Annotated in this window: 23 protein-coding genes; 2 read left to right on the top strand and 21 right to left on the bottom strand. The window is 46.5% G+C overall.

Annotated elements, in window-relative coordinates; all coding sequences use genetic code 11:
• The 13 genes from recA to BUQ78_RS06915 all read right to left on the bottom strand — a co-directional run bounded on the left by recA (nt 1) and on the right by BUQ78_RS06915 (nt 12,109).
• Nucleotides 1–1,146 carry a recombinase RecA gene (recA, locus tag BUQ78_RS06975; RefSeq protein ID WP_074199743.1) on the bottom strand — a complete coding sequence of 382 codons (1,146 nt, stop codon included), beginning with the start codon at nt 1,144–1,146 and terminating at the stop codon, nt 1–3.
• A 3-nt stretch (nt 1,147–1,149) separates the two neighbouring features.
• Nucleotides 1,150–1,758, bottom strand: a complete 609-nt coding sequence (thpR, locus tag BUQ78_RS06970) for an RNA 2',3'-cyclic phosphodiesterase (protein ID WP_074199742.1) — start codon at nt 1,756–1,758, stop codon at nt 1,150–1,152.
• Nucleotides 1,721–2,971, bottom strand: a complete 1,251-nt coding sequence (locus BUQ78_RS06965; RefSeq protein ID WP_074199741.1) for a nicotinamide-nucleotide amidohydrolase family protein — start codon at nt 2,969–2,971, stop codon at nt 1,721–1,723. Before BUQ78_RS06965 ends, thpR begins: the two co-directional genes overlap by 38 nt.
• 29 nt (nt 2,972–3,000) lie before the next feature.
• Nucleotides 3,001–3,462: a phosphatidylglycerophosphatase A family protein gene (locus BUQ78_RS06960; protein WP_074199740.1), complete on the bottom strand. Its 462-nt coding sequence runs from the start codon at nt 3,460–3,462 to the stop codon at nt 3,001–3,003.
• The gene (gene rimO / locus BUQ78_RS06955; RefSeq protein ID WP_074199739.1) at nt 3,452–4,759 is read right to left on the bottom strand and encodes a 30S ribosomal protein S12 methylthiotransferase RimO; all 1,308 of its coding nucleotides are present in this window, start codon (nt 4,757–4,759) and stop codon (nt 3,452–3,454) included. Before rimO ends, BUQ78_RS06960 begins: the two co-directional genes overlap by 11 nt.
• Nucleotides 4,759–5,613 carry a helix-turn-helix domain-containing protein gene (locus BUQ78_RS06950; protein WP_074199738.1) on the bottom strand — a complete coding sequence of 285 codons (855 nt, stop codon included), beginning with the start codon at nt 5,611–5,613 and terminating at the stop codon, nt 4,759–4,761. The genes rimO and BUQ78_RS06950 overlap by 1 nt, the downstream gene beginning before the upstream one ends.
• Before the next feature lie 3 nt (nt 5,614–5,616).
• Nucleotides 5,617–6,309, bottom strand: coding sequence for a ribulose-phosphate 3-epimerase (gene rpe, locus BUQ78_RS06945; protein ID WP_143228351.1), 693 nt, complete (start codon nt 6,307–6,309; stop codon nt 5,617–5,619).
• Complete coding sequence (locus BUQ78_RS06940) at nt 6,288–7,406, bottom strand: PASTA domain-containing protein (RefSeq protein ID WP_074199737.1); 1,119 nt, start codon at nt 7,404–7,406, stop codon at nt 6,288–6,290. The genes rpe and BUQ78_RS06940 overlap by 22 nt, the downstream gene beginning before the upstream one ends.
• Before the next feature lie 12 nt (nt 7,407–7,418).
• Nucleotides 7,419–8,735 carry an RsmB/NOP family class I SAM-dependent RNA methyltransferase gene (locus BUQ78_RS06935; protein ID WP_074199736.1) on the bottom strand — a complete coding sequence of 439 codons (1,317 nt, stop codon included), beginning with the start codon at nt 8,733–8,735 and terminating at the stop codon, nt 7,419–7,421.
• The gene (locus BUQ78_RS06930; protein ID WP_014807596.1) at nt 8,732–9,430 is read right to left on the bottom strand and encodes a DUF6391 domain-containing protein; all 699 of its coding nucleotides are present in this window, start codon (nt 9,428–9,430) and stop codon (nt 8,732–8,734) included. The genes BUQ78_RS06935 and BUQ78_RS06930 overlap by 4 nt, the downstream gene beginning before the upstream one ends.
• 95 nt (nt 9,431–9,525) lie before the next feature.
• Nucleotides 9,526–10,221: a zinc metallopeptidase gene (locus BUQ78_RS06925; protein ID WP_041459815.1), complete on the bottom strand. Its 696-nt coding sequence runs from the start codon at nt 10,219–10,221 to the stop codon at nt 9,526–9,528.
• 55 nt (nt 10,222–10,276) lie between these two features.
• Entirely contained in the window at nt 10,277–11,404 is a 1,128-nt protein-coding gene (locus BUQ78_RS06920) for a DegT/DnrJ/EryC1/StrS family aminotransferase (protein ID WP_014807598.1), read from the bottom strand.
• Between the two features lie 39 nt (nt 11,405–11,443).
• Entirely contained in the window at nt 11,444–12,109 is a 666-nt protein-coding gene (locus tag BUQ78_RS06915) for a GntR family transcriptional regulator (protein WP_014807599.1), read from the bottom strand.
• A 162-nt stretch (nt 12,110–12,271) separates the two neighbouring features.
• Here BUQ78_RS06915 and BUQ78_RS09995 point away from each other — a divergent pair, with 162 nt between their 5' ends.
• Nucleotides 12,272–12,481, top strand: coding sequence for a hypothetical protein (locus tag BUQ78_RS09995; RefSeq protein ID WP_074199735.1), 210 nt, complete (start codon nt 12,272–12,274; stop codon nt 12,479–12,481).
• On the opposite strand, the gene BUQ78_RS06905 is transcribed toward BUQ78_RS09995, so the two are convergent.
• On the bottom strand, nt 12,431–13,795 hold the full coding sequence (locus tag BUQ78_RS06905; protein ID WP_074199734.1) for an aminotransferase-like domain-containing protein: 1,365 nt from the start codon (nt 13,793–13,795) through the stop codon (nt 12,431–12,433). The two genes, BUQ78_RS09995 and BUQ78_RS06905, sit on opposite strands and share 51 nt — an antisense overlap.
• Nucleotides 13,796–13,915: 120 nt before the next feature.
• On the opposite strand from BUQ78_RS06905, the gene BUQ78_RS06900 reads away from it, so the two are divergent.
• Nucleotides 13,916–14,761, top strand: coding sequence for an HAD family hydrolase (locus BUQ78_RS06900; RefSeq protein WP_074199733.1), 846 nt, complete (start codon nt 13,916–13,918; stop codon nt 14,759–14,761).
• Here the strand turns inward: BUQ78_RS06900 and BUQ78_RS06895 are convergent.
• The 7 genes from BUQ78_RS06895 to BUQ78_RS06865 all read right to left on the bottom strand — a co-directional run bounded on the left by BUQ78_RS06895 (nt 14,735) and on the right by BUQ78_RS06865 (nt 24,682).
• Nucleotides 14,735–15,736, bottom strand: coding sequence for a bifunctional heptose 7-phosphate kinase/heptose 1-phosphate adenyltransferase (locus tag BUQ78_RS06895; protein WP_074199732.1), 1,002 nt, complete (start codon nt 15,734–15,736; stop codon nt 14,735–14,737). The two genes, BUQ78_RS06900 and BUQ78_RS06895, sit on opposite strands and share 27 nt — an antisense overlap.
• 8 nt (nt 15,737–15,744) lie before the next feature.
• A complete protein-coding gene (locus BUQ78_RS06890; protein ID WP_074199731.1) occupies nt 15,745–17,220 on the bottom strand; it encodes an AMP-binding protein in 1,476 nt (491 codons plus the stop codon).
• A complete protein-coding gene (locus BUQ78_RS06885) occupies nt 17,213–18,415 on the bottom strand; it encodes a M20 metallopeptidase family protein (protein WP_074200196.1) in 1,203 nt (400 codons plus the stop codon). The genes BUQ78_RS06890 and BUQ78_RS06885 overlap by 8 nt, the downstream gene beginning before the upstream one ends.
• Before the next feature lie 43 nt (nt 18,416–18,458).
• On the bottom strand, nt 18,459–19,829 hold the full coding sequence (locus BUQ78_RS06880) for a hydrogenobyrinic acid a,c-diamide synthase (protein WP_074199730.1): 1,371 nt from the start codon (nt 19,827–19,829) through the stop codon (nt 18,459–18,461).
• A gap of 448 nt (nt 19,830–20,277) precedes the next feature.
• Complete coding sequence (locus BUQ78_RS06875; protein ID WP_074199729.1) at nt 20,278–21,198, bottom strand: RluA family pseudouridine synthase; 921 nt, start codon at nt 21,196–21,198, stop codon at nt 20,278–20,280.
• Nucleotides 21,173–22,966 carry a PEP/pyruvate-binding domain-containing protein gene (locus BUQ78_RS06870; RefSeq protein WP_084532281.1) on the bottom strand — a complete coding sequence of 598 codons (1,794 nt, stop codon included), beginning with the start codon at nt 22,964–22,966 and terminating at the stop codon, nt 21,173–21,175. Before BUQ78_RS06870 ends, BUQ78_RS06875 begins: the two co-directional genes overlap by 26 nt.
• A gap of 15 nt (nt 22,967–22,981) precedes the next feature.
• Nucleotides 22,982–24,682 (bottom strand): PEP/pyruvate-binding domain-containing protein, encoded by a 1,701-nt coding sequence (locus tag BUQ78_RS06865; protein WP_014807610.1) that lies wholly within the window; start codon nt 24,680–24,682, stop codon nt 22,982–22,984.
• Between the last annotated feature and the right edge of the window lie 4 nt (nt 24,683–24,686).

Genomic DNA, 24,686 nt, shown 5'->3' with positions numbered 1-24,686 from the left:
CTAGGCGTCTTCGGGGCTCTCTACATCTAATTCCAGAACTTCTTCATCGTCCAACGGCGCCTCTTCCGCTTCTTTAACCTGGCCTTCGATAACTTCGTCTTCTGCGCCCCTAGGTGGCAGCAAGTTTACCAGCCCGGCGTTCTCGGCAACGATCGTCTTAACCTCACGAGATATCTCCTCCATGAGCTCGGGTTGTTCTTCTAGCAATTGGGCTACCTTATCCTTGCCCTGCCCCAAGGTTTCGCCCTTGTACGCAAGCCATGAACCCTTCTTCTTGATGACATCCATATCTATTGCCATATCCAAGACTGCCATTGCCTTAGGAATTCCCTTGCCATATATTAGGGACGCATGGGCAACCCTGAAGGGGGGAGCTTGTTTGTTTTTGACCACCTTGATCCACAGTTCATGTCCAATTATACTTTCCCCCCTTGTAATAGACTTTCCCCGCCTAACCTCTATACGAACTGAACTGTAAAATTTCAGCGCCCTTCCACCGGTCGTAGTCTCCTGAGCTCCGCCATATCCTGACATTCCTATCTGCGCTCTCAATTGATTTATGAAGACCACGATGCATCTGCTCTTGGAGATGGAGCCCGCAAGTCTTCTTAGGGCATAGGACATCAGCCGGGCCTGTAAGCCCACCTGGGTCTCTCCGATCTTACCGTCTATCTCAGCCTGCGGAGTCAGTGCAGCAACTGAATCCACGACAATGATATCTACCGCACCACTTCTAACTAGGGAATCCAAAATATACAAAGCCTGTTCACCGCTATCCGGCTGAGATATGAACAGGCTTTTAGCATCAACACCAACGGAGATGGCTAGAGACGGATCGAGGGCATGTTCTGCATCGATAAAGGCAGCAACTCCTCCAAGTTTTTGTGCTTCCGCTACGGGATGGAGAGCCAACGTGGTCTTACCCGATCCCTCCGGCCCAAAGATTTCAATGATCCGTCCGCGGGGCAGTCCCCCTGTTCCCAAAGCGATATCAAGTGGCAATATACCAGTCGGAATGACGTCAACTGACGAGACGTTGCCGTCACCTAGTCGCATTATGGCTCCGTCTCCGAATTTGCTCTTAATATCGGAAATAGCTTGTTGAAGTATGTCCTCTCTCGTCTTTGAACCTTCCTTTTTAGCCATATCTTATACGGCACCTCCCAAATAATACCGTGCCAAGGGAGTATAAATAGCTCCCTTAGGCGTTAGATCGCTTTTCATAAAAGTCAACGTCTTAACCTGCCAGGGAAGACTGGGAAATTCCATCGAAGAAATAAAGTTTAAAAGCGAGGCGGTTACATCGGATGGTCGCTTTACTCTGGCTAAAGTTAGATGTGGAGAAAAAGATTTGTCGTCCTTGCGAATTTCCCTAAAAGTGGAACACACCTCTTCCGCTAACAATTGAACTTTTAAGAGGGAAGATACATCCCCCGAGACGCCTAACCATAAAACCCTAGGACGTTTTAAGCTCGGAAAACCTCCTACGCCCGACAGCTCAAGCAAAAACGGTGCAATTTGACAATGCTCCAGTCGGTCTTGCAATTGCTGGGATAGAAGCTCTACTGTCGACATGGACAAGTTTCCACAAAATTTGAGAGTTAGATGAAGCGCCTCTCTGCTCACCCAGCTTAAGTTAGGCGCAAAGGTTTTGAGCTTTTCAACTAATATACCAATCCTATCCTTTAATGAATCATCTAATTCAATACATATGAAACATCTAATTTGACCCTTCGTTTCTTCCGCTTTTTTCGGCAAGGTCCTTTAACTCCCTCCAAACAGCTTCTAAGGCTATGTTGTTGCTCCAAAGACGTATGGTCTCCCTGTCTCCCTGAAGATGCCTCGTCCATGATTTGCACCTTTGAAAGCACGTCACTGCAAAACATACAGTACCGACGGGCTTGCGTTCGCTACCCCCCGAAGGACCAGCGATACCCGTAACAGACGCCGAGCAGTTCGCTTTAAAGATATTGGCCGCTCCACGGGCCATCGCAACTGCGCACTCCTCGCTAACAGCTCCAAATTGCTCTATAACTTCCCTAGGAACGCCCAAGACAGCCTCCTTGGCCTCATTGCTATAGCAAACGGCACTACCCGCAAATACCGACGAAGCCCCAGGTATTCTCGTAACGGATTCTCCTACCATGCCCCCCGTGCAGGATTCCGCAAAGGCCAAGCTGATGTTCAATTTAGAGGCAAGTTTAACAACGGCATCTTCCAAGGAGGAAGCATTTTCTGGCAAGATGTCACCCTTCATAAGTTTCATTAATTTACCCTGCAATGTCGCAACTATGTGCTTTGGTCCTTTAATCGCCACTGTGACAATATTGGGCTCGGGTAAAAACATAACATTGGCAGGAAATTCTCTAATAATGTTGGCTATATGGTCTTTTAATTTGATTTCCGGCCACCCCACCACTTTACACAGGCCTACACATACCTCATCATCTTTTTTAAAGAAATCCAACACAACGCGAGCCATCTCCCTGAACTCCTGAGGCACTCCAGGAAGGGCAAAGATCTTTGTACCTTTGAAATCTATCGAAAATCCAAGGGCAGAACCTAAAGGATTTAAGATTGGTTGTGCACCACTTGGTATGTAAGCTTGCCTTTCGCCTGACCTTTCAAGGGACTCTTTTAACTCAGCTGGATATCTGGAGATGATCCGATCATAAACATCTTTTTCTGCCACTAGCGGTAAACCCAAAAACTTAGCAATGGCCTCTCTTGTGCGGTCATCATGAGTAGGGCCTAATCCCCCCGAAATCACAATCAGCGCAACCCTTCCGGCCCATCTATCTAGCATATCCACTAAAACTTCTTCTTGATCAGGTATTACTTCCATTGCAACGACATCTTGACCGCGGAGCATCAGTTCGGCAGATAGCCAAGAGATGTTGGCTTCTTTTTTAAGCCCAGCGATCAGTTCGTCGCCTACGGCAATTAAGACTACATTATTTCCTTTGAGCATTAAGCTACCTCTTTTTCATTTATTATTTTTTACCCTGCAAATATAGCCACAAAGCCCCCTTTAAAGTAAAGCCAGTCCACCGCGAACAAAATAAAATTTGCCATCATGCCTCCTACAACATCGTCTGCCATTATGCCCCATCCTCCCGGGGCTTTTTCGCTCCACGAGATTGGGAAGGGCTTAAATATATCCAATATCCTAAATAAAAACAAACCCGCGATTATATAGCTGGGGGGGTATCCATATAGGGCTATCCAAGTTCCCACGACTTCATCGATGACAACTTCCTTCGGGTCTATCTCGCCCCTATTTTTTGAGTATACATCCGATACGTAAATTCCACTCAACATGACAAGTATTATTGCCCATAAAGGGATATGAACGAAAAACAAGGGGATCGCGGCCACACAAGATCCCAACGTACCCGGCATGGATGAAATTCGACCGATTCCCCACAAAGTCGCCATCTCTGTAAATGCATTACCCTTCATCAAAAATGACCTCAGCTTCCATATCATGTTCAGAAACGGAGACAACTTTCGCGTTTACAAAAGACCCAGGAACAAGGTTATTGGCATTTTTAATTACAATTACACCGTCAACCTCGGGTGCTTCCCTGTAGGATCTCCCTAAAGCATAACCATCATTACTGTGATTTTCCTCCACCAGGACTTTGAGGGTCCTATTCAGAAAACGCTCCTGACGTCGAAGTGACAAGAAGGCTTGCAATTCCATCAACGTATCATATCTCTCTTGTTTGATCCTTTCAGGAACTTGTCTCCCTAAGGTCGCTGCTTCGGTCCCATCCTCGGGCGAGTATAGAAATGCACCAACTCTATCTATCTCCATATCTTCAAGGAAGCGCAAGACCTTTTCAAACTTGCCTTCGTCCTCACCCGGAAAGCCAATTATGATAGTGGTCCTCAAGGTAAAATCTGGGTCTATACTCCTTGCGTATGAAAATATCTTTCTCAAATCCTTCTCGGTGACCTTGCGATTCATGGAAGAAAGGATTTCATCGTCGACATGTTGGATCGGAATATCGAGGTACCTTAAAACCTTTCTGCATGAAGATATAAAATCAAGCATCTTTTCATCGATATGAGCGGGATGGAGATATAAAAGCCTTATCCATAAATCTGACGGCAGGTCTTTATCTAGAATGTCAAGCAATTCGGTCAAATGAGATTGACCATCAATCTCCATGCCGTAAGCAGCGAGATCTTGCCCAACCAGACAAAGTTCCTTCGCCCCCTGAGAGGCTAAGAACTGGGCCTCTTCTACAATCTCTTTAATCGGTCTACTCCTTAAAGGACCGCGAATTTCAGGTATGGTACAGTAACTGCAACGATTGTTACACCCTTCTGCAATCTTGATATAACGACTCCACTTGACGGTTTCAGGGATAAAGCCACGTACACAGGACGTGCTTGGCTTATCCTTTCCCAAATAGGCCAATACCTTATCCCACTCTTCGGCCTTCGCCCAAATATCCACAGTAGGGAATTCTTTTTTTAGGTCATCCCCGTAGCGATTCAAAAGACATCCCAAGACCCCGATCTTTTTCGCTTTCCCTGAAGCTTTTAGCTCTTCAAGCCCCAACAGAGCGTCTATACTTTCCTTGACTGCCGGCTCTATGAAGGCACAGGTATTTACTAAAACTATGTCAGCAGCATCCAAAGAATCAACTATCTCAAACCCTTGAGAGGTCATCATGCCGGCAAGCTTCTCGCTATCGACCTGATTTTTAGCGCATCCTAAACTTAGGATAAATACCTTATCTCCCATTAATCGACCTTCACGACCTTCCCATCGATTTGATAAATGAGCATAGCAGGAACAGGGCCTTTGATCTTATCCGACATTTCTGGCGTCTTGCCCATCCATTTTATATCCACCGCAGGGAAATTTCCAAAGCGAACTTTCAGGGGTTCATCTTTAGTTTCAAAGGTCTTGGTCTCATCGCGCTTGATGGTCCCTTCGAATACTTTCTTGTCTCCCTTGAGCACTCGAACCCAACAGTTCCCCCTTGTGGCTTTAATTTCCAAGATCTTTGCAGGTTCCTCTACGGGTTTCTGCGCTCCTTCATCTTTTGGCAAAGACGGCAAAGGCAAGTCCTTTGATTCTACTGTCGAGGGCAGGCCACCTTGAATCAGCTCTCGAGGCATCTCAGTGGCCTGCTTTGTCGAATCATCGGACGACACTACTTGATCTTGATGCTTCATGGCATCAAGCACATGTTCCTTTCGGGCATAAAGAAGTCCAATGCTCGTTATCAAAAGAACTATAAGAATAGCGTAAACCCACCACTTTGAGGCAGCCCTGAACCCCTTGGGAGGTGGTGTATAGGTGCCCAATACTTGCGAGATCTCCACGTTCTCGCCTAAAGCGATGAGCGCATCGTAGCGCGGCCAAAGCTCCTTCAGACCAATGTAGTTGAGGTATTCCTTAATAAAGTATCTGGCAAACACCTTTCCAGGAAGTTTCTCTATGTCGCCGCTTTCAATGGCCAAAATATGACCGCGAGGAATTTTAGTGTCCTTGACAACCTCCTCTACCGATAGGCCTTTGCTTTCTCTGGTGCGACGTAAAATCTCGCCCAGCTCGACCAGGTCTTTGCCTTGAAGGTCATCCTCACCCATAGTTTATTGGAACACCTCCATTACACTTTCTCGCATACTTTTTAAGGCCCGAGCAGGATCGCTGCTGCCAAACACTGCACTGCCAGCAACAATTACATCGCATCCATAGTTCACGACAGTCGCCACATTATCTATTCCAAGGCCTCCATCCATCTCGATCAAAAAATCAAGGCCATTTACCACCCTTTCCCTATAAAGCCATTCTACTTTCTTGAGAACCTGGGGGATGAACATTTGTCCCCCAAATCCGGGATTTACGGACATGACTAAAACCATATCGACAAAAGAAAGGATGGGTTCAACCCACTCTATCGGAGTACCAGGATTTACGGCAATGCCACATTTCGCTCCTCCATCCCTGATGCGCTGTAACACTCTGTGAACGTGAGGAGTGGATTCGATCTGTATGGTTAAATAATCTACCCCCAAGGGTAGGAACAGATCGATAAAGTTCTCCGGGGGTTCGACCATCAAATGCACATCGATGGGCCACTTTATCTCCTTTTTAGCCTTGAGGGCAGCCACAAGCGACGGCCCATAAGAGAGATTAGGGACAAAATGTCCATCCATGACGTCAACGTGCAACCAGTCGCATTCGCCCTTTAGCCTCTCGATATCAAGAGCTATATTTAAAGGATCGGCAGATAGAAGGGATGGCGCTAATATCACCTTTCTCAAAAGTACCTCTCCTCCCAAACAAATTCTCCTCCCAAATAAACAGTAACTACCAACTGATCCGTATAGGGTATATTAAGGGTTATGTATTCGCCGCCTTTTACATCTTTACTGAAAACCGTCCGCTCGCCCTGCTTGTCTGTAGCTTTAATTTCTAACTTTAGAGGTCGCGACAGCGGCGGTACTGGATAGCGTACTTTAGCTTGCTTGTTCTCCTTTTGTTCGCCTGTTTCTTTATCTTGAGGTGCTTGAGGTAACGGCTGAACCGGTTTAGCAGGTTTCGCCTGCTCTTTTTGTGCTGCACTATTTTCCTGCTTTGGCTGCTCGGATTCCTGCACCGCAACAGGCTTAGACACAGCAGGTGCCTTCTCCTGCTGTGCAACTGCTATCTGCCTTTGAGGCGCCCTGCCGCTTGATACAACCAGAGTAACTTGGCTTCCCCCCGTAACCTGGGATCCCCCTTTAGGCTTAGTCGCCATGACAATATCTCGCTCAGTAGAGGTGGTATCAACGTACTCGACGTTCTTCGCAAATAACCCCGCCTCGCTCAAGACCTTCTTTGCCTCATTTACGTTCATCCCTGCCACATCAGGCAAAGGAAATACATTACCCTTTCCCACATTTGGTCCAAGGCTCACAAGGACATTGACCCTGGTCTTCATGGGCACTAAAGAAGGTGCTGCAGGGCTTTGGGCTATCACCACTCCAGGCGGAACATCCTTGTCGTAAATGCGAACTACATCTCCCGCGACAAAGCCGGCCTCTTCAATTTTTTTTAGAGCGCTTTCGTATTGCATTCCCCTTATATCTGGAAGCGCAAATCGCTCGCCGCTGCTGCTAACCTTCAATATGGCTATCCTGCCACGCTTAACTTTCTCTCCTGCCTTGGGCAACTGCTCCAGTACTACTCCAGGTTCCCCATAGGAATCGACCTCTTCTACCTTCGGCAGTAATCCCAGCTGCTGCAAGCGCTCCATAGCCACGATGGCACTCTCTCCCGTAAGATCTGGCATCATTACCGAGCTGCCACCGAAGAAGACAAAATACAGGATCGTCAAGCCACTGCATATTAACACCAGTAAGACTGCCAATAGCGAGAGGCTAATCCAGCGCCTCATCTTTTTCCCTCCTCAGCGTTTCATCAAAATGCACAGAAAGAAACCATCCATCCAAGGACTGCTTGGCCATATATAGTAACCGAAGGGTCGTCCCCTTTGCAACGGGAAGCTCTTGCCATCTATTTCAATCTCGATGACTTCAGGTGCGGAACACAGGACTTCCCCTACGACCATCTCGTTTTCCTCCCTGAACATACTGCAGGTACTGTAAACTACAATCCCGCCCGATGCAAGGAGGTCAATAGCGCGTTTAAGCAAATCTTTTTGAAGACGAGAATACCCGGCCAATTTACCTGAGGAAAGCTTCCACTTTCCCTCGGGATGCCTGTTCCATGTTCCGCTTCCAGAACATGGGGCATCTAGCAATACGAGGTCTGGGATTGCATCCGGTACAAGAGACAAGGAGTCTCCGGCTTTCCATATGGAACGCTCAAGCACGCCCAACCTTTTTAATTCCCTTCGTCCGGCATTGACTTTATTTTTAGATATATCCCATGCTTCGACAATGGTATTTTGTGTCCTTTCCAGTATATGGCCTGTCTTTATACCACGACCGGCACACATGTCCAAGATCAGCCTTTTACCGGCACTCAACAAAACTGCCTGTTCAGATATGAAGACGGAGGATTCAGTTTGTGGAGTCCATAGCCCTTCGTCATATCCGACAATGGAAGGAGGAAGCCCAAAAGACGCACTCCTCAATACATAAGAAAAATACGGCGATGGCCAGCTTCTAATCCCCACTTTCAAGAGCCGCGAAACCATTTCTTCAGCCGATATATCGGGCGATAATCTAAAGGATAGATAGGGTTTAACGACCTGCGACACAAACAACTTTTTAGCGAGTTCCTGCCCCCAGGTTTCCGCCCACCGGCGTGCCACCCATGGGGGCAAACCCCAGAGCAACGCTTGATCAAGTAAGTTTTGGCTGCTCTTCAATTCCTCGATCCTGCGCCCTCCGTCAGCAAGAACCCTTCTAAGCACCGCATTGACCAGTCCTACATCATTAGGCTTTTTTTTCTTCACTGCTTCTACAAAGGCGTTTACCAATGCCTGCGGGAAAAAATGCTTGATTTCCAACAAACCGGCACATCCCAATATCAAGGCATCTCCAGTTAGTGGAAATAACGATTCAAACGGCCTGTGCAGAAAAGATTTAATTATATCCACCCATAAGCTGTAGCGACGCATGGCACTATAGACCAAGGTAGAGGCTAACCTTCGTTCCCCTTCCGATAAATCCGTACTGTAATTTCTTAAAGCCTGCGAGAGAAACATGCCGCGTCGCGATTCCTCCCATATGGCAAGAGCTGCCTCAACGCCCTTCACGGATCTATCACCTCAACGCTCACACCCTCACCCGGCTGTCTAGTCAATATGAAGAGCTCTGAGGGCATCATGAATTTTATTCCAAAGAAGCTTGCGGGATTTGATCTTACCTCTATGCCCTCTATCGTCATTCCCTTTACATCCTGGCTTGTGGTAATGTAATATTGTGCGATTTTACTAAAAGACACACCAAATAGGTGAGCGCACAATATGGCAAGCAATATATAAACTAAACTCAAATGTTTAGTCGCTATCAGCAAACCCACAAACACTATGGCAGCCAACGTATTGGTGACAACTATCGTCGTGCCACACCTGGGATGGACGGCTAGTTTCCTTTCACCCTGGCTCAACCTTAGCAACCCTTCGCGGGCAGCTGCCAATACCAGATAGGGGTCCATTATCCCTTTCAAGGTAAAGCCGTTATCGTATGCCATTCCAGCTATATTTGTGGGTCCGTAACGCTCTTCTATGACGTTAACTGTGGCATGTTCCAAAGCATGGTTACGTCTAACTTTCTTGTTGAACAATATACGCACCAGCTGCCCTGGACCTAAAATTAACCAAACGAACGACTGAGCGGCAAATCCAAGAGGAACGAAGACCAACAGAAATATCAACAAAAAGAGCAGCACAAACCCTAAAGCCCAAGGAGCAAAAAATAGCAAAAGCAGAAACAATATAACGACTGGCATAGTTAATCCTCCGCAGATAATATAAGGGGTGACAATCACCCCTTATATTATCACAAACATTTTAAAAAATAGCCTCGATATATGGACGTGAGCCGTCATCTTCTGTCAACCATATCCCTAAAGGCAAGCAGACGCAAAAGCTGAGCTACTGCCATAACTGTCGCGGCAACATAGGTCAGCGCCGCAGCATTCAAAACCGCCCTGGCGCCTCCGATTTCATCTTGAGCCAGCAAACCAGTATCCGTAAGATAACGCAGCGCCCTTGCGCTGGCGTCAAACTCCACGGGTAAGGTTACCAAGTGAAACACTATTACGGCGACGAAAAATAAAATGCCAACATTCATCAAAACAGGAGCCCTGAAGATCAACCCTATAAAGAAGAGAGGAAAGGCCAAAGTTGTGCCTAAATTGGCTGCCGGGACGATAGCATTACGCACCTTTAAGGGCTTGTAATCATAGGCATCCTGTATGGCATGCCCAACTTCATGTGCAGCAACGCCTATTGCTGCTATGCTAGGGCTTGCATACACGCTTTCGGACAATCGCAGGACCTTGGACCTGGGATCGTAGTGATCCGTAAGTGATCCATGTATCCTCTCTATCGGGACATTAGACAAACCAAAGCGATCCAACAAAACGCGGGCAGCCTCGTAAGCCCTGACTCCCCTTCGCGAATAAACCCTCGAAAATTGGCTAAATGTTCCCTGCACCTTTATCTGGGCCCATATGGCCAATAGCAGGGCTGGAATCAAAATTATGAACGTCGGATCAAAGAACAACGGAAAATACATCATTTTCACCTCCTGTCACTTGCTTGAACCCTCTTCATTTCATTGACAATGCTTGCTATCTATAAAATTTGGCAATTGTTTTTACCACATACTCCTGTTCGTCGGGCGTCAATTCAGGGTACATGGGCAAAGCCAAACTATCCTGGCTAAGTTTCTCGGCTTCCGGAAAATCACCCCTTCGGTAGTCAAGATATTTAAACACCGGCTGTAGATGCAACGGCAAAGGATAGTAGACCCTGGTGCCAATTCCGTTCTCATCAAGATATTTCGACAAATCGTCTCTTCTTTCACAGCGGACAACATACTGGTGATAGACGTGATAACTGCCCTCGTCTTCACTGGGAGCCTTGACGAATTCCGAAATTTTATAAACATTGAATAAAAGGCGATAGCGCTCTGCAATTATCCTGCGTTTCCTGTTCCAATCGTCGACATGCCGCAACCTGCATCGCAGTACGGCAGCCTGAATAGCATCCAAACGGCTGTTCATGCCTAACTCCTCATGAATATATTCGCCCGAACAACCGTGCGCTCTAAGCCTTTTGATCCGTTCCGCCAACGAACTTAAGTTAGTGGTCACCAGGCCTCCGTCTCCATATCCCCCCAAATTTTTAGTGGGATAAAATGAGAAACAACCAAAAGTACCTATAGTGCCGCAACGTCTTATCTTGCCGTCGATCTTGCGCCAGGCCCCAAAGGATTGGGCACAATCCTCTATTAAATGAATGCCTTTATCCTTTAACAAAGGCTCCAGCTTCTCCACCGGCGTCATCAACCCAAATAAATGAACGACGATTACTGCCTTCGTACGAGGCGTAATATATTCAACAACTTTATCTGTATCTATATTATAGGTCAAAGGATCGATATCGACGAATACAGGCTTCGCCCCTAATTTTGCTATTGAACTAGCAGTGGCAAAAAACGTATAAGGCGTAGTAATGACTTCATCTCCTTCTTTTATGTCCAAAGACATCAGAGAAAGGAAGAGAGCATCCGTCCCAGAACCGCAACCAACGGCATGAGCCACCTCCAGATAAGAGGAAACCTCTTTCTCGAACTTTTCGACCTCTTCGCCCAATATGAACCTTTGCGATTCCAATACTCTATCCAGAGCTTCTTTTATCTCATCTTTCATTGACTCGTAATTTCTTTTTAAATCGAAAGCCGAAACGTATTTCATAAAGGTATTATCCCCTTTCAGTTTCCATCGAAATTAGAATTAGCGGTTCTTTTTGTCGTACAGCAATAAGGAATTAAGAGTATTTATGATATGTTCCTCCATGGTCTTCTCGGCGCGATTGACGTCTCTTTCTTTAATAGCGTTTAATATTTCCTTATGTTCCGCCAAGCTCGTCCGTATTATTTCTTCTACAGGAGGCTCAGTAAACACGGTATAAATGCTAATGCGCGCTATGCAATTCTTTATAAAGTCCTCCAGGACGTTATTGCCGCTCAATTGAGCGATAATGCGATGAAACTCCTCATTAACTCCCAAGTACTCTTCAAAATCACCACTTCGAAGGGCCTGCTCTTCCTGCTTAATGGCCTCCTCCATCTCGGCTAAATAAGTGGGATTGATATTTTTAACAGCCAGTCTTACGGCCATTGTTTCTAAAGCATTGCGCACCATGAACGTATCCTCGAGGTCTTTTTGTGTAGGCGATACGACTTTAGCCCCTACGTTTGGGATAACCTCGAGCAACCCTTGGCTTGCCAACCGACGCAAAGCTTCCCTAACTGGCGTCCTGCTTACGCCCAAGCTAACCGCAATATTTACCTCTGCCAAGTGCTCGCCAGGTTTGATCTGCCTCATCAATATCTTATGAAGCAATTCATCGTAAACATAATCCGCTGACGTAGTGTAAAGTTTTTCTTCTCTTAACATGCATATTCCTCCCACCATTGTAAATTGCATCCATTAAAAAGAAACATCCTTATGATCCTTCATGACCATTTAATGTATAATACAATACAAATTCTCGATCGCATGTATTGTATCAGAGAATCTAAATGTACACAACTACGTAAATTTACCGGAGAAGAGAAGATGGTACAAACATTAGTATTGATCTTATCGATATCGACAGTGGTATTCATCGGTTACGCCGTTGCAGGAATCAGCAGTTTTTTCTACGGTGTTGGGAGATTGGACTTAATAGCCTTGGGCTTAATTGGCGGCCTAAGTTCTGGTGCGTGTGCTTTGCTTTTATGGCTTAAATTCATGCTCCCACGATCTACGAAGACGGGAAAGGACTGAGGATATATCACTTGGCTTTAATGCGCTAACGGAAAGCCTAACGGCTTCTATATCTTCGCTGTTTACAGAAAAAACACGACCTGGCACTATCGAAATTCCTTGGGCCTCGGCCTTGCTGGCTGCCTGGCTTCCCTTAATACCTGGCAGGCGAACCCATAAATATATTCCCCCCAGGGGCATTTCAAAAGTAGCTATAGGAATGTTTCTGCTTAGCTGTTCGCAAAACAGCCGCATACGCAAAGAAATTTGGTTTCGTACAAAATCAAGCGCTTCATATAGACCTCCTTCATTTAGAAACACGAGCGCGAGACATTGAACCAGGGATGACACCGAGCCGTAAAAGATCCTCTTTGCCACAAGACACCTATCCATGAGCCATTTGGGCAATAGCAGATAGCTAATCCTAAATCCGGGGAAAAGTGCTTGGCTAAACGAACCCAAATAGGCTACGTTTTTTGTGTCCTCCATGGCCTTAAGTGCCGGTACGCTTTCCTTGCCGTACCTCAGCTCTCCATATGTATCGTCCTCTATTATCACCAAGGACGTTCTTCGAGCCTGTTTGAGGATAGAATCCCTCTGTTCGAGAGAAAGTGTGCGCCCTGTAGGATTGTGGAAACTTGGGATCAAATAAACTGCATCGCCTTCAGAAGCGTTTTTCAACGAAGAAACCGGATCATCCAAGCGCATTGGACATATCTCCAAGTTATTCTTTGACGCCAATTCCAAGACCAACGGGTAGGTGAGCTCCTCCACGTAAATTTTCCTCGCACCACTATCCTTGATGGCAGCCATAAGGAGAGAAAGCGCTTCTAGCCCTCCGGCTGTGACCAATACCTCGTCTGGACGAGCCGGAATTCCCCTCAAAGCAGCATGCTTGACCAGCGCCTCTCTAAGTTCTGGTAATCCGGCCAAAGGTGGCGGCAACAGCAAATTTTCTCCGGCTATAGAGGACAATTCTCGCAGGGGCTTGCACAGAAACTGCACTGGCAATAAACTCTCATCTGGAAGCCCAGAAGATAAGTCCGCTATTGTCCTTTGGGTCATGGGATTGTTTTTGTCCGATGGCTTGCTGCTGTTGCGACAAACGTAACAACCACTTTTTCCGACTGTCGTAATGTATCCTTCCTTTTCCAGAAGGATCATGGCTTCGTTGACAGTCGTCCTGCTCACTCCTAAATCAGTTGCCAATTGCCTGGTACCTGGCAGTTTGTATCCTTCGGGCAAGCTCCCGCTTGCTATCATGCGCTGCAGGTGTAGGGCAATCTGGCGATAGAGAGGGACCTCGGAACTTCGATCTAACGGTATCTCCAACATGATGAATAACCAACCCCCAAAGTGCATAAGGTCTTTCATTGTATATTATCAAACGTGACGTAATGGTAAAATAACGGATGCATGAGAAGCAACCTATGTTGTATAAGGACGTGATGTAATATGTATAAATCGGCACAAAACTATGATGCATTGATCTTCGATATGGATGGGGTACTCATCGATACTACCTATTCTTATCCCATGGTGATAAGAATAGCCGTTCAATGGAGTTGGCGCTATTTACTTGGCAGGGATGTTGACTGCACTGCCTTTTCTTACGATCACTTCTATGCCAGCAAAACGCATCCTGCATTCAACGATGATTACGATATAGCATGGGCACTTTTATCAATAGCTGCTTCCAAGAAAACCAAATCGCTGAAAGAGGCATTCCCGACAATAGAACATTGGAAAGAAATACTTCGAAGCATTCAGGGCGACGAAGTAATTTCATGGGTATACGCAAATTTTCAACGATCTATCCCTAGGGAAGTCGTGAGGCAATTATGCGAGGAAATTTATTTTGGAAGAGATGAATACATTGCAATGAATGGCAAATCACCAATATACTACAGCGGCAGAGGGCTTTGGCGACGAGAAAAACCCATGGTCGGCAATCATTGGAGGAACTTGCATCTGCCCGTCTGCATCTTCACGGGAAGACCGTGGAAGGAATGTTTACTTGGGCTACGGTTGCTTGGATGGGAAGATATGCCCAGGGAAAGAATATTTACATTGGACGATGGAATGCCGAAGCCTTCGCCCGAAGGTTTGATCATGCTGTCTACTAGGGTAAACGCAATAAATCCGATAATCTTTGGAGATACAAAGAGCGACTTGGAAGCTGCCAGGAGGTATGGCAAGGGGAAATTCATTCATATTGGAATAAGCAAACTTCCAGATGAATTAACCGCAAATTTTGAGGACGTAAAATCAGCTTTACGTGAGCTTGGGCTTGTCAGCTAGATCGACATCTGCGGCAAAATAGGCTTTCAATCTCTGCCATTCAGGCGTAGCTTCAACCTCTTCCGGCGTTACCACGGCAGTGCCCATCTTCTGAACGACGAGGCCTGCAGTTAAAGTCGCAAATTCACAAGCGACACGCCATGGCAACCCCAAACCACGGGCAACGGCCACAGAGGCAACGACAGTATCGCCTGCTCCGGAAACATCGTAGACTTCTCTTGCACGGGCAGAGAAGTAAATTGTTTCGTCTCGACTTGCAAGCACCATGCCTTCATCTCCAAGCGTAACGATTACAGCTTCCATGGCAAGGGTTTCTCGCAACATTCGAGCACCATCTCCCGGGGTGAACCTCTCGTCAAACTTTCGGCCCAACAATAACTCAGCTTCAGCTTTATTGGGCGTCATCGCGGTGGCGCCTATGTAACGCTCTTTATGCTGAGGTTTTGGGTCGACTATAATAGGGATACCCCTTTCAATGGCCCACTTAATGCATGTCTTAGCGATCGTTTCGCTGACTATGCCCTTTGCATAGTCGGAGAGGACCAGCACGTCTGCATCCAGCGACGGCAAAACGCTCAGTAACTTTGATGAGATATCGCAATAACGATCATCGACGTAGCTATCCCAATCTACCCTCACTATCTGCTGAGAACGTGCCAGAATACGCGTCTTTCGTATAGTGGGGATATCAAGCGCCAATGGCGTGCACATGTTCACATTAAATCGACCAAGAAGAGATTCAAGCATGCTCCAATAGACATCTGCTCCCTTTGGCGTTATAAGTAAGGCATCATGCCCAAGGGCAGCAACGTTAGCTGCCACATTGGCCGCTCCTCCGGGCCTATATTCCTCCTCAACGACCTCTACAACTGGCACTGGCGCCTCCGGAGAAAGCCTGCTGGCACGCCCTATTATGTAATGATCTATCATCACATCTCCAATTATCGCTACCTTGCACCTCTTGGCCTTAACCAACTACACCACTAACCTTCCCGCAAGACTGATCTCTTGGCCTTTCCAAGGGCAGTTTTAGGCAAATCGTTCACGAATTCGATTACCTTCGGTATTTTATATGAAGCCAACATCTTCCTGCAATGAGACCAGATATCCCTTTTAGAGGGCAATTTATCTATATAGGGCACTATAAAGGCCTTGACCAGCTGTCCGCTCATGCTTTGGTTTATTCCTACGACGGCCGCTTCCTTAACCGAAGGATGCCTTAAAAGCACCTCTTCTACTTCCTCCGGGAACACCTTAAAGCCACCGACCATGATGACATCGCTCTCTCGAGAATGCAGTTTTATATAGCCGTCGGAATCGATGGAAACTATATCTCCCGTGTTAAACCAGCCATCTTTAAATGACAGATTGGTCAAAAGCTCGTCACTAAAATAGCTACGAGCAACGGATATGCCACGAATCCAAAGAACGCCCTCATGACCTGGTGGCAATTCATTACCATCAGGGTCGCATACCTTTGTTTCTACTATAGGTAAGGCCGGGCCTACCGTGCCAAGCTTTCTGGTAGGATAAGACCGGTTGACCGCCACTACAGGGGATGCCTCGGTTAAACCGTAGCCTTCCAAAACCCCTATCCCCAAATATCTCTCGAGGGCTTCATCTAAATCAACTGGGAACTTATCGCCACCAGAAATTGCGACTTTAATACGCCTTGGTAAACTGGCACCCTGAAACACTGCCGATACAATGAACTGATACATCATGGGCACCCCAACCAATACATTGGTCTCAGAGTTTCTGATCGATTCCAAGACGTTTTTGACGGGCATGAAGCTCGGGAGCATGCATTGAGATAAGTTCAGCAATAACGGCAACAAGCCGCAAATGGAAAATCCAAGAACGTGAGAATCAGGCAACGCATTCAATAAAGTGTCGCCTTCTTCTATGGGCTCAACCTGTTCCATACAGGTCATGGTGTTGGCATATAAGCTTTGATGGCTCAAGGGAACGGCCTTTGGCTTGCCACCAGTCCCGGAAGTGTAAAATATCACCGCGGTATCCTCCTCTCCGGGACGTAAGGCAAGGACATCCACAGATGTCTTATAGGGAGAATCAGAAGGGGCTACTGCCCATGGTATAGCAATATGGTCAAGCGCTGGCATTATGTCTGTTCGCTTGTCCGATATAACTACCAAGGAAGCCTTTACATGCTCCAGTGCATTTGTTATTAGGCTTGCCGACTCACGCATGTTATAAGGTACAATTGCCCCTCCAAGACGCCATGCTGCCAATGTATGAGCCCAAAAGGAAGGGGTGTTTGGCATCACTAGTGCAAGATGCATTTTTGGTCCAAATCCGCTATCGTGAAGCTTTTCAGTCGTAGCTTCCACAAGTTCCCAAAACGCCCTTCTAGACCACCACACTCCATTAAACCATATAGCTTTATCCCACGGAAATCTGCGACATATCAATTCTATTTCTTTATCTAGCCTATCCAATCTGTCCTTCCTCCGCAATGCCCATAGTGGATAGACGAAAAGCAAGATAAGCTTCCCAACCAGAGGCAAGGGAAAGCAATTCTTCGGGCACATCATATTTTGGATGATGCAACCAATATTTGCTGCCTGTACCAAAGAGCATGAAACAAGACGGCACTATCTGGGCGTAAAATGCGAAGTCTTCCCCTGACATCAAAGGTTTTTCTAGAATCTCTACGTTATCCTTGTCCATGTACTCAAAGGCTATGCTCAAAACTATATCAGTCAAATCTTTATCGTTCACAACCTGAGGATAGTTCCTATGATATTTTATAGTTCCAAGGCCTCTAAAGGTTCGTGCCAAAAGAGGAACGATATCCTCCAACCTGCTTTGCAAAAAGTCGCGCACCTCAGGATTTAAGGCACGTAGTGAACCCCACATATCCACCTGCCCTGGAATGACGTTATAAGCATCGCCCGCTTCTAATCGCCCAAAGGAGATTACGGCGCTTTCCGTCGGGTCTATTTCCCTGCCTATTAGACCTTGAACCGCAAATATCAGATGTGCTACGATTGTCCAAGGATCTACGGCAAGATGCGGCGCAGCCACATGACCTCCTACGCCCTGCACTGATACATGAAACCTGTCAGAAAGTGCGGTCATAACTCCATGTCTCAACAACAACTTACCATAGCCATACTTTGGCCAAAAGTGAAATCCTAAGGCATGTTTTATTTTGTATGTATCCAATAAACCGGCCTCTACCAGCCGCCTCGCTCCGCCACCAAGGCCCTCTTCAGCCGGTTGGAAGACAAACACAATTGGCCTGACGAGCATGTCCCTGTGATTTGATAACAATTTCACTGCGCCAAGCAAAGCCGCCATGTGAGCGTCGTGTCCGCAGCCATGCATTACTCCCGGGATGCACGAAGCAAAGGGAAGGTCCGTTTCTTCCTGTAGAGACAGCGCATCCATGGCCGATCTGAGCATCACCGCGTTATCGTCGATCTTTCCCCTGATCTTTCCAACCACAGCTGTGGTATCTCCAAAACCTCGAGTCACCTCAACTCCCGGGGTGCTCTCCAGAATTTGGATTATTCTCGAAGATGTCACCCTCTCCTCGAAGGCAAGCTCAGGAAAGACATGAAAGCCCCGTCTCCATTCGACCAACTGATCGAATAATTGTATAGCCTCTTCTGAAAAATGCTGTTTCATCCTTGTTCCTTCATTTTCTTCTTGCATATCCATCCTCGCCAGATTACGAATTTAGCAGTTCAACGGTCGCTTCAGGGTTGCTCCAAAACTCAGCCCTCACCGATAAAATAAGGGCACCCCTTGTTTTCCAGCAATCTTCAGTTGGGGCTTGCGCTCCTTCCTGCCTGATCATCCAAAGAGGCACTCCATCAAAATCCCTTATGTTTAAGCCATACCATGACGGACGATACCCCCTAAACGATCTTCCTGGACGCCCCTCAGAAGGTGCACTTTCGATCCGAACTTTATAGCATATATTGGAGTAATCCTCATAGTGACCTTCATAGGAAAAGAAGGAAAGCCCGCTCATCACGCTTTCGTTTGGAAAGCGGAAGGCCTTTCCGAATATCGGCGACGAACCTCCCTCTACGATCAACTTACCCTTAAAAACAGACGCAGCAAGCGCCTTAACAAGTGAAACATTATCTGCAATATCCTTCAGGAACAGATAACCGACACCATGAGGAACATATACGAAATCGAAGTCATTATAAGCTATTTTGTCTTTAAAATCGAGAGAAATCACGTCAAAACCACATGCACCTAACAGCTTTTCGTTGTTATCGCCTCCTAAAACAAGGGCCGGATGACGGATTACCCCAACTCTACGAGGTCGCCCAATTGTCGCAAATTTTTGGACATCTACATTGAATTGAGGACAGCACTTCGCATGGGCTATGATGACTCCCCAATCGATTTGTCTTTCCATCGCGGCTAAACGAGCGGCTGCCGTTTTAATCGGGAACAAAGACTGCAAACCATAAGCTTGATCAAGAAAGGAGGTCAACTTGGGCCTTTCCTTTAAGATAAAGCTTGGAACATATCCCAAAGCAGTCCAGGGGAGATCTCTGCCCATGGAAAGCTCGAGCAACTGATATTCTCTGGGGTTTGGAACAGAAGTAAATGCAATCGCATTAATCAATGAATAGGCGGATTTAGGTAGATCGCGAGAAAACCTTACTACCCTTCTAGCCGTGAAGGCTGAGGACCCTTTCGAAATGAATATCGGGATCACCGGACAATCTAATTGTTCGGCTATCGTCAAGAGGTTTTGATCGATCGCAATATTTTCATCCTGAGGTTCGCCAAGGGAGGCAAACAAAACATTAAGGCTACTGGCATCTGCTGTAGCGACAAAAAGTTCCCTCAGTCGTGCGGGACTATCAACTAAAAAGGTGTCCAGTACGGTCACAGGCTCACCTAACAGGCTATGCAAAAGGGCCACAAGATATTCATCTATGCCCACTACAAATGGCTTTATCCTGTAGCCCTTTTGCTGCAAAGCACAAGCGATGATAACGCTAGGGATCATTGCCTCATCTTTTTCATTGGCCAATATTATTCTAGGTATATAAACGCCTTTACTTTCGCTCATGCTTAAAGTCTATCACATGTGCATCAATTTTAGTGCGCCCGCCAGGAAAGCTTGTTGCCTTTGATAATCTAACTAAATGTCAGCGGAACAACTAGATGCTGGCAATGCAACGGATTTTACCAGCAGTCTTGATCCCCATATTGAACGCAACACATCGACATCTATCTTGTCGTCCTGGAATTGCATTCCCCTTGGGACCCATAGCACCAAATCCCCATCGGCCACTTGAATGTAATCCTCAATATTTTGAGGCTTTCCGCCCTCAACGAGGGCAGCATAGTAAGCCGATCAGCCTCGCCCAACTCTTTGAATGGAGATGTAGCCTTCGTTGCCAAGTTCCGAAAACTTTTTGCGGGCTGCCTCGGATAAGGAAATAACTAACTTTCCAGTATCTTCCATGTCATTCACCCCCATGTAATAATTGCCGTCAACTAATTATAACATATACCTAGTATGGTATATTAGGGTCAATTTGAAAAAGCTTCAAAGTTTCCGTCATATCTTTGGGGACGTGAGCGGTGAACTTTTTCCCAGACAAATAGTCCAAATCGCTATCGTGCATCAAAAACTCAAGGACGTGAGCATGTAACATAGGCCTCTTTACGCCCTCCTTATAACCGCCATACTTAATGTCCCCTATGATGGGATGTCCGATGTACGATAGATGTGCCCTTAATTGATGAGGTCTTCCCGTAAGCAACTCCAACTCGACCAAAGAAGCTCTTTCGCCTGCATATAAACTTTTATACATCGTAATTGACTTCTTGCCATCACCCTCGCAGGCCACCGACTTTAGGAAGCGTTCGTCCTTTTTTAACGAGACGTCAATTTCGCCCTCCCCAATCAAAGTGCCCTTCACTATAGCCAGATATTTTTTAATGACCTTTCTATCTCTAAACAGCTTCGTCAAAGCCCTTAACGATGGAAGATTTAGAGCGAGCACCATAACGCCGGACACATTCCTGTCCAATCGATGGACGGGGGTAGGGGCAAATTCGCCTTTATGCCTATTTATTAAGCCAATGGCCCTGTTTACCACGGAATCTTCACCCCTAGATGCCGGTTGACTTAAAAGACCGCAAGGTTTGTTTATAACCATGATATTCTCATTCATATACACAACATCCAAAGCCCCCTTGCTAGGGCCTAAGGAGGCCTTTTGGGGCACATGATCCTCAAAGGGCACATGAACCCGATCTTTTTCGCCTAGACGATAGGAGGGGATAGCCTTGCTTCCGTTAACCCTAACCTCCCCCGTTCTAATTGCACGCATGATGGCACCCAAAGGGATATGGGGATAATTTCTTCGCAAAAACCTGTCTAACCTTACGCCATCAAAGTTCTCATCTATTATCCACGTCTTTCCCATTACGCCCATCTTCCTCCGCGACAACGACACCAACGTTTTTGGCACAACTCATGTAAACGTCGAATTTGCCCTTATATATCCTGATGCCCAAGCCCGGCAGCCTTTCGCAGGGAGTCGATTCGAACCAATCTTCATTAAATACATTGTCCTTCTCTCCGGCAAAGACGGGCATATAGAGAACATTGTCCACTTCCAAGTCTGAATAAAAATGCGTTCCGTAGGATAGTTCAGGCATAAACCCTAGGGTGGGGATGCCCACTTCTACAATACACTTGCAGTTCGTCAGTTCGTTGTATTGAATGGGAACCCCCAGAGCTGGGTTGCTGGATCCAACCCTACCTGGAGCTACTAATATATATTGATTTGGACCAAGTTTTTTATTTATTTCACCTATTATCCTGGCTATTTCATATTTGTTTGTCGCAGTGACATATATCTTATGATCCACGTAAATCAGATACGGGATGCCCTTGGCCTGTCCATCGGTAACCATTCTATCGGCTTTAAGGATGATCTTCTTTCCGATCAAATTAGCATCGTCCAGGTTAACAGTCTGGGATTCGACCCACAGCGGTCTGGCTTGAAGAAGCTCCAACTTTTTGGCCTTGGGTTCGTAAGCAAACTCCACATCTACCGGAGCTCCAATGGAATGTTCTAAGCAACCCAGAAGCTTTCGCATTCTCTTGAAGAAATCGTAGTTGTGCTTTGTAAACCTCTCAAAGGTAATGCAGACCTTGCTCGTGTCGTCGACATTATATTTACTGTACGTTAAATCGAGATTCTCCCAATAACCTTTCTCATCTTCTTCTCGATATACCTGAACGTATTCTCCAAGTTCTTTGCCGTAATATTTCCAAAGATAGTCGAGCACCCCGGGGTCGTTAATGTTATAGGTTACGACATCGCCTTTTATGCCGTCGATCATCTGAAAGCATTCCTGGGCATGTCTCATGACGTTGTAGGGATTATGGCCCTCAGGCCTGAGGCAGGGATTGGTAAGGGAAAATATTCTAGCGTAACCGCGCCTGGTGCTCATCGTGCCCAAACCGAAGACAAGCCTTATTAATCCGTCTTCAGCCTTTAAGCGAGTGCTCCATCTTCTTAAATTGAGAGAATATCCCACCCCAGCTGTCGTTGGGAAATAATATCGACCCCTCCATTCTCCGGCTGCCCGCATGAGTATGATACCCATCTTGTCCTCACCAAGTCCGTGTTTGCATCGATATTCGACGGCAGTAGGGAAAAACGTCCTGGCGTATATGCGCTTTATTTCGTTTTCCACGAGCAAAGTTCGCCTGGCTAAATCTCCCTCTGCATGCAACAGCCTAGATCTATATTTACCGGCAAAGGAGTATTTGAGAGAATCCTCCAGCAACGAGGATGACCGTACCGCAACGGGGAAATTAACTTCTGACAAAAAATAAGCCAAGCGCTGCCTTACGTAAGGAGGAAGTTCATAGGCGAGAAACACCTTTTCTATCTCATCGGGATCGCTTTTTATGATATCGTTTAAATTTTTTATCTGCTCCAAAAACTCCTCAAAAACCTCGACACTTATGAAAATGGATTCCGGCATTTCGACGCTAGCCAATTCCTCATCTCCGCTATCGCGAAGCACTTTCATACCAAAAAGAAGCGATCTTCCCTTTCCTCCTATGTGGCCCTCACCTACTACAGAGCCTGAAAACCTTGCGTCCTTTAAGGGATCCCACGAAAAGTAGCGAGCTAATTTATCCTCTTGCACTCTATCTGAAGCTCCAAGCTCCACAACTTTATACCTCCTTTAGGTCTCATCGACGACGATCCCCACCTCTTGTTCACCATTTAGGTAAACCCCAAAACTACCCTCGTAAATTCTGACTGCCCCATGTCTTTCGCTTATAAAGGGATGGCTGTTTAGCCATTCCACATTATATATGTTGCCCTCTTCTCCGCAGAAAATCGGTAAATATAGAATTTTATCGGTATCCAGGTCGAGGAAAAAGTGAGAACCGTAAGACAACTCGGGCATAATGCCTGCATTTGGAACGCTTAATTCAACAATACAACCACAACCGGATATCTCTCCGTATGTAACGGGGACGCCGAGCAATGGATTAGTGCTTCCCCATCTTCCAGGACCCACCAATATGTACCTTTCGCCTGACAACTTTGCGTTGATCTCGCCTATGGCTCTTGCCACTTGAAAGTAGTCCCCTGAGGACATGTAAAGCTCCGGGGCTACAAATACCAAATGACGGATGCCGGTCAATTTGCCATTGGATATCATCCTATTGCCCCGTAATACGATCCTTTCTTGCGACACCTTTGGTATCTCTACGTTTTCCCACTCCTCAAAGGTGGCCAAGGGTCTCATCTGAACGAGGGCTAAATGATCGTCTTCCGTATCGTATGTAAACTCCAAATCTACTGGTAATCCTGCCCTTTCTTCCATGACCTTCAACAACGAGCGTATTCTCACAAAAAACCTTGAGAAACGCCTAGGAAATCCAGAAAAGGTCATGACCGGCCGTAATCCATTTACATCTGTCGCCCCATGTAACCAGTAAAACATTTCCCCATCGCTCAACTCCAAAAAAGCGGAGGCGTTCTTATGATGGGATTTGATGTGATCCAGTGCGAGATCTATCTTGCGGGTGGAAAAAAATCCCTTTTTCATGTCGATATAGTCGAACTCATCTTGAGCGTGAGCTATGACATCGCTTGTTTTGCTTCCCTCAACCTTGAGCCCAAGGAAGCTTAAGTAAAAGACCTTTGCATTGGCCCTGGCAACCGCTTTGGTCCCCAAGCCGAAACAGAGACGCAGTAGGCCGTCATCCTTCTTTACCCTGGGGCTGGGACGACGATATACCTTGGAAAAGGCGACACCCGCTAACTCCGGATAATACAATTCCTCACGTACTTTTCCTACTATGGGCTGTATTATCACAGCCATCCGTTCCTGTGCCAACTTAATCCCGTGTTTCCTGCGATATTCCTTTGCGGAAGGGTTAAATGTAGATGCATAGACCAACTTAATGGCCCTCTCAAACCTGTGTAACCCGTATTCCTTATCTCCGCTGTTTCCAAAAAACCTGGTCGAATATTTTCCCGCAAACGAATATGCCAAATCGTCCTCCAAAACGGAGGAAGATCTAACCGCTATCGGAGTCCTTATGTCGGACAATATCAACGTAAGGGTATCTCGCAAACTATTCGGGAAGCTGGCAGCTTCAAAGGCCCTCTCGATCTCCTCGAATGTTTGAGCCCCCCTTACTATGGGCTCCAAATTGTTGCGCACCATAAAGTCATTGAATGCCTCTGTAGTTAAGACGTAAGTTATCTCAGGGAAACGCACCTGGTCTTTCAAGGGACTTGACTGCAAAGTCTCAACTGCAAAGGCCACGCCCTTGGCCTTGCCGCCCACTTCTCCGTCTCCTATCAGCCAATTCCTGGAACGATAGAATTCCTTGCCGTCATAACTTGCATATGGTGCGCCGCTCATCTTG

The organism is Acetomicrobium flavidum (genome assembly GCF_900129645.1).
GTDB lineage: Bacteria > Synergistota > Synergistia > Synergistales > Acetomicrobiaceae > Acetomicrobium > Acetomicrobium flavidum.
This window is presented reverse-complemented; position numbering and strand designations above follow the sequence as displayed.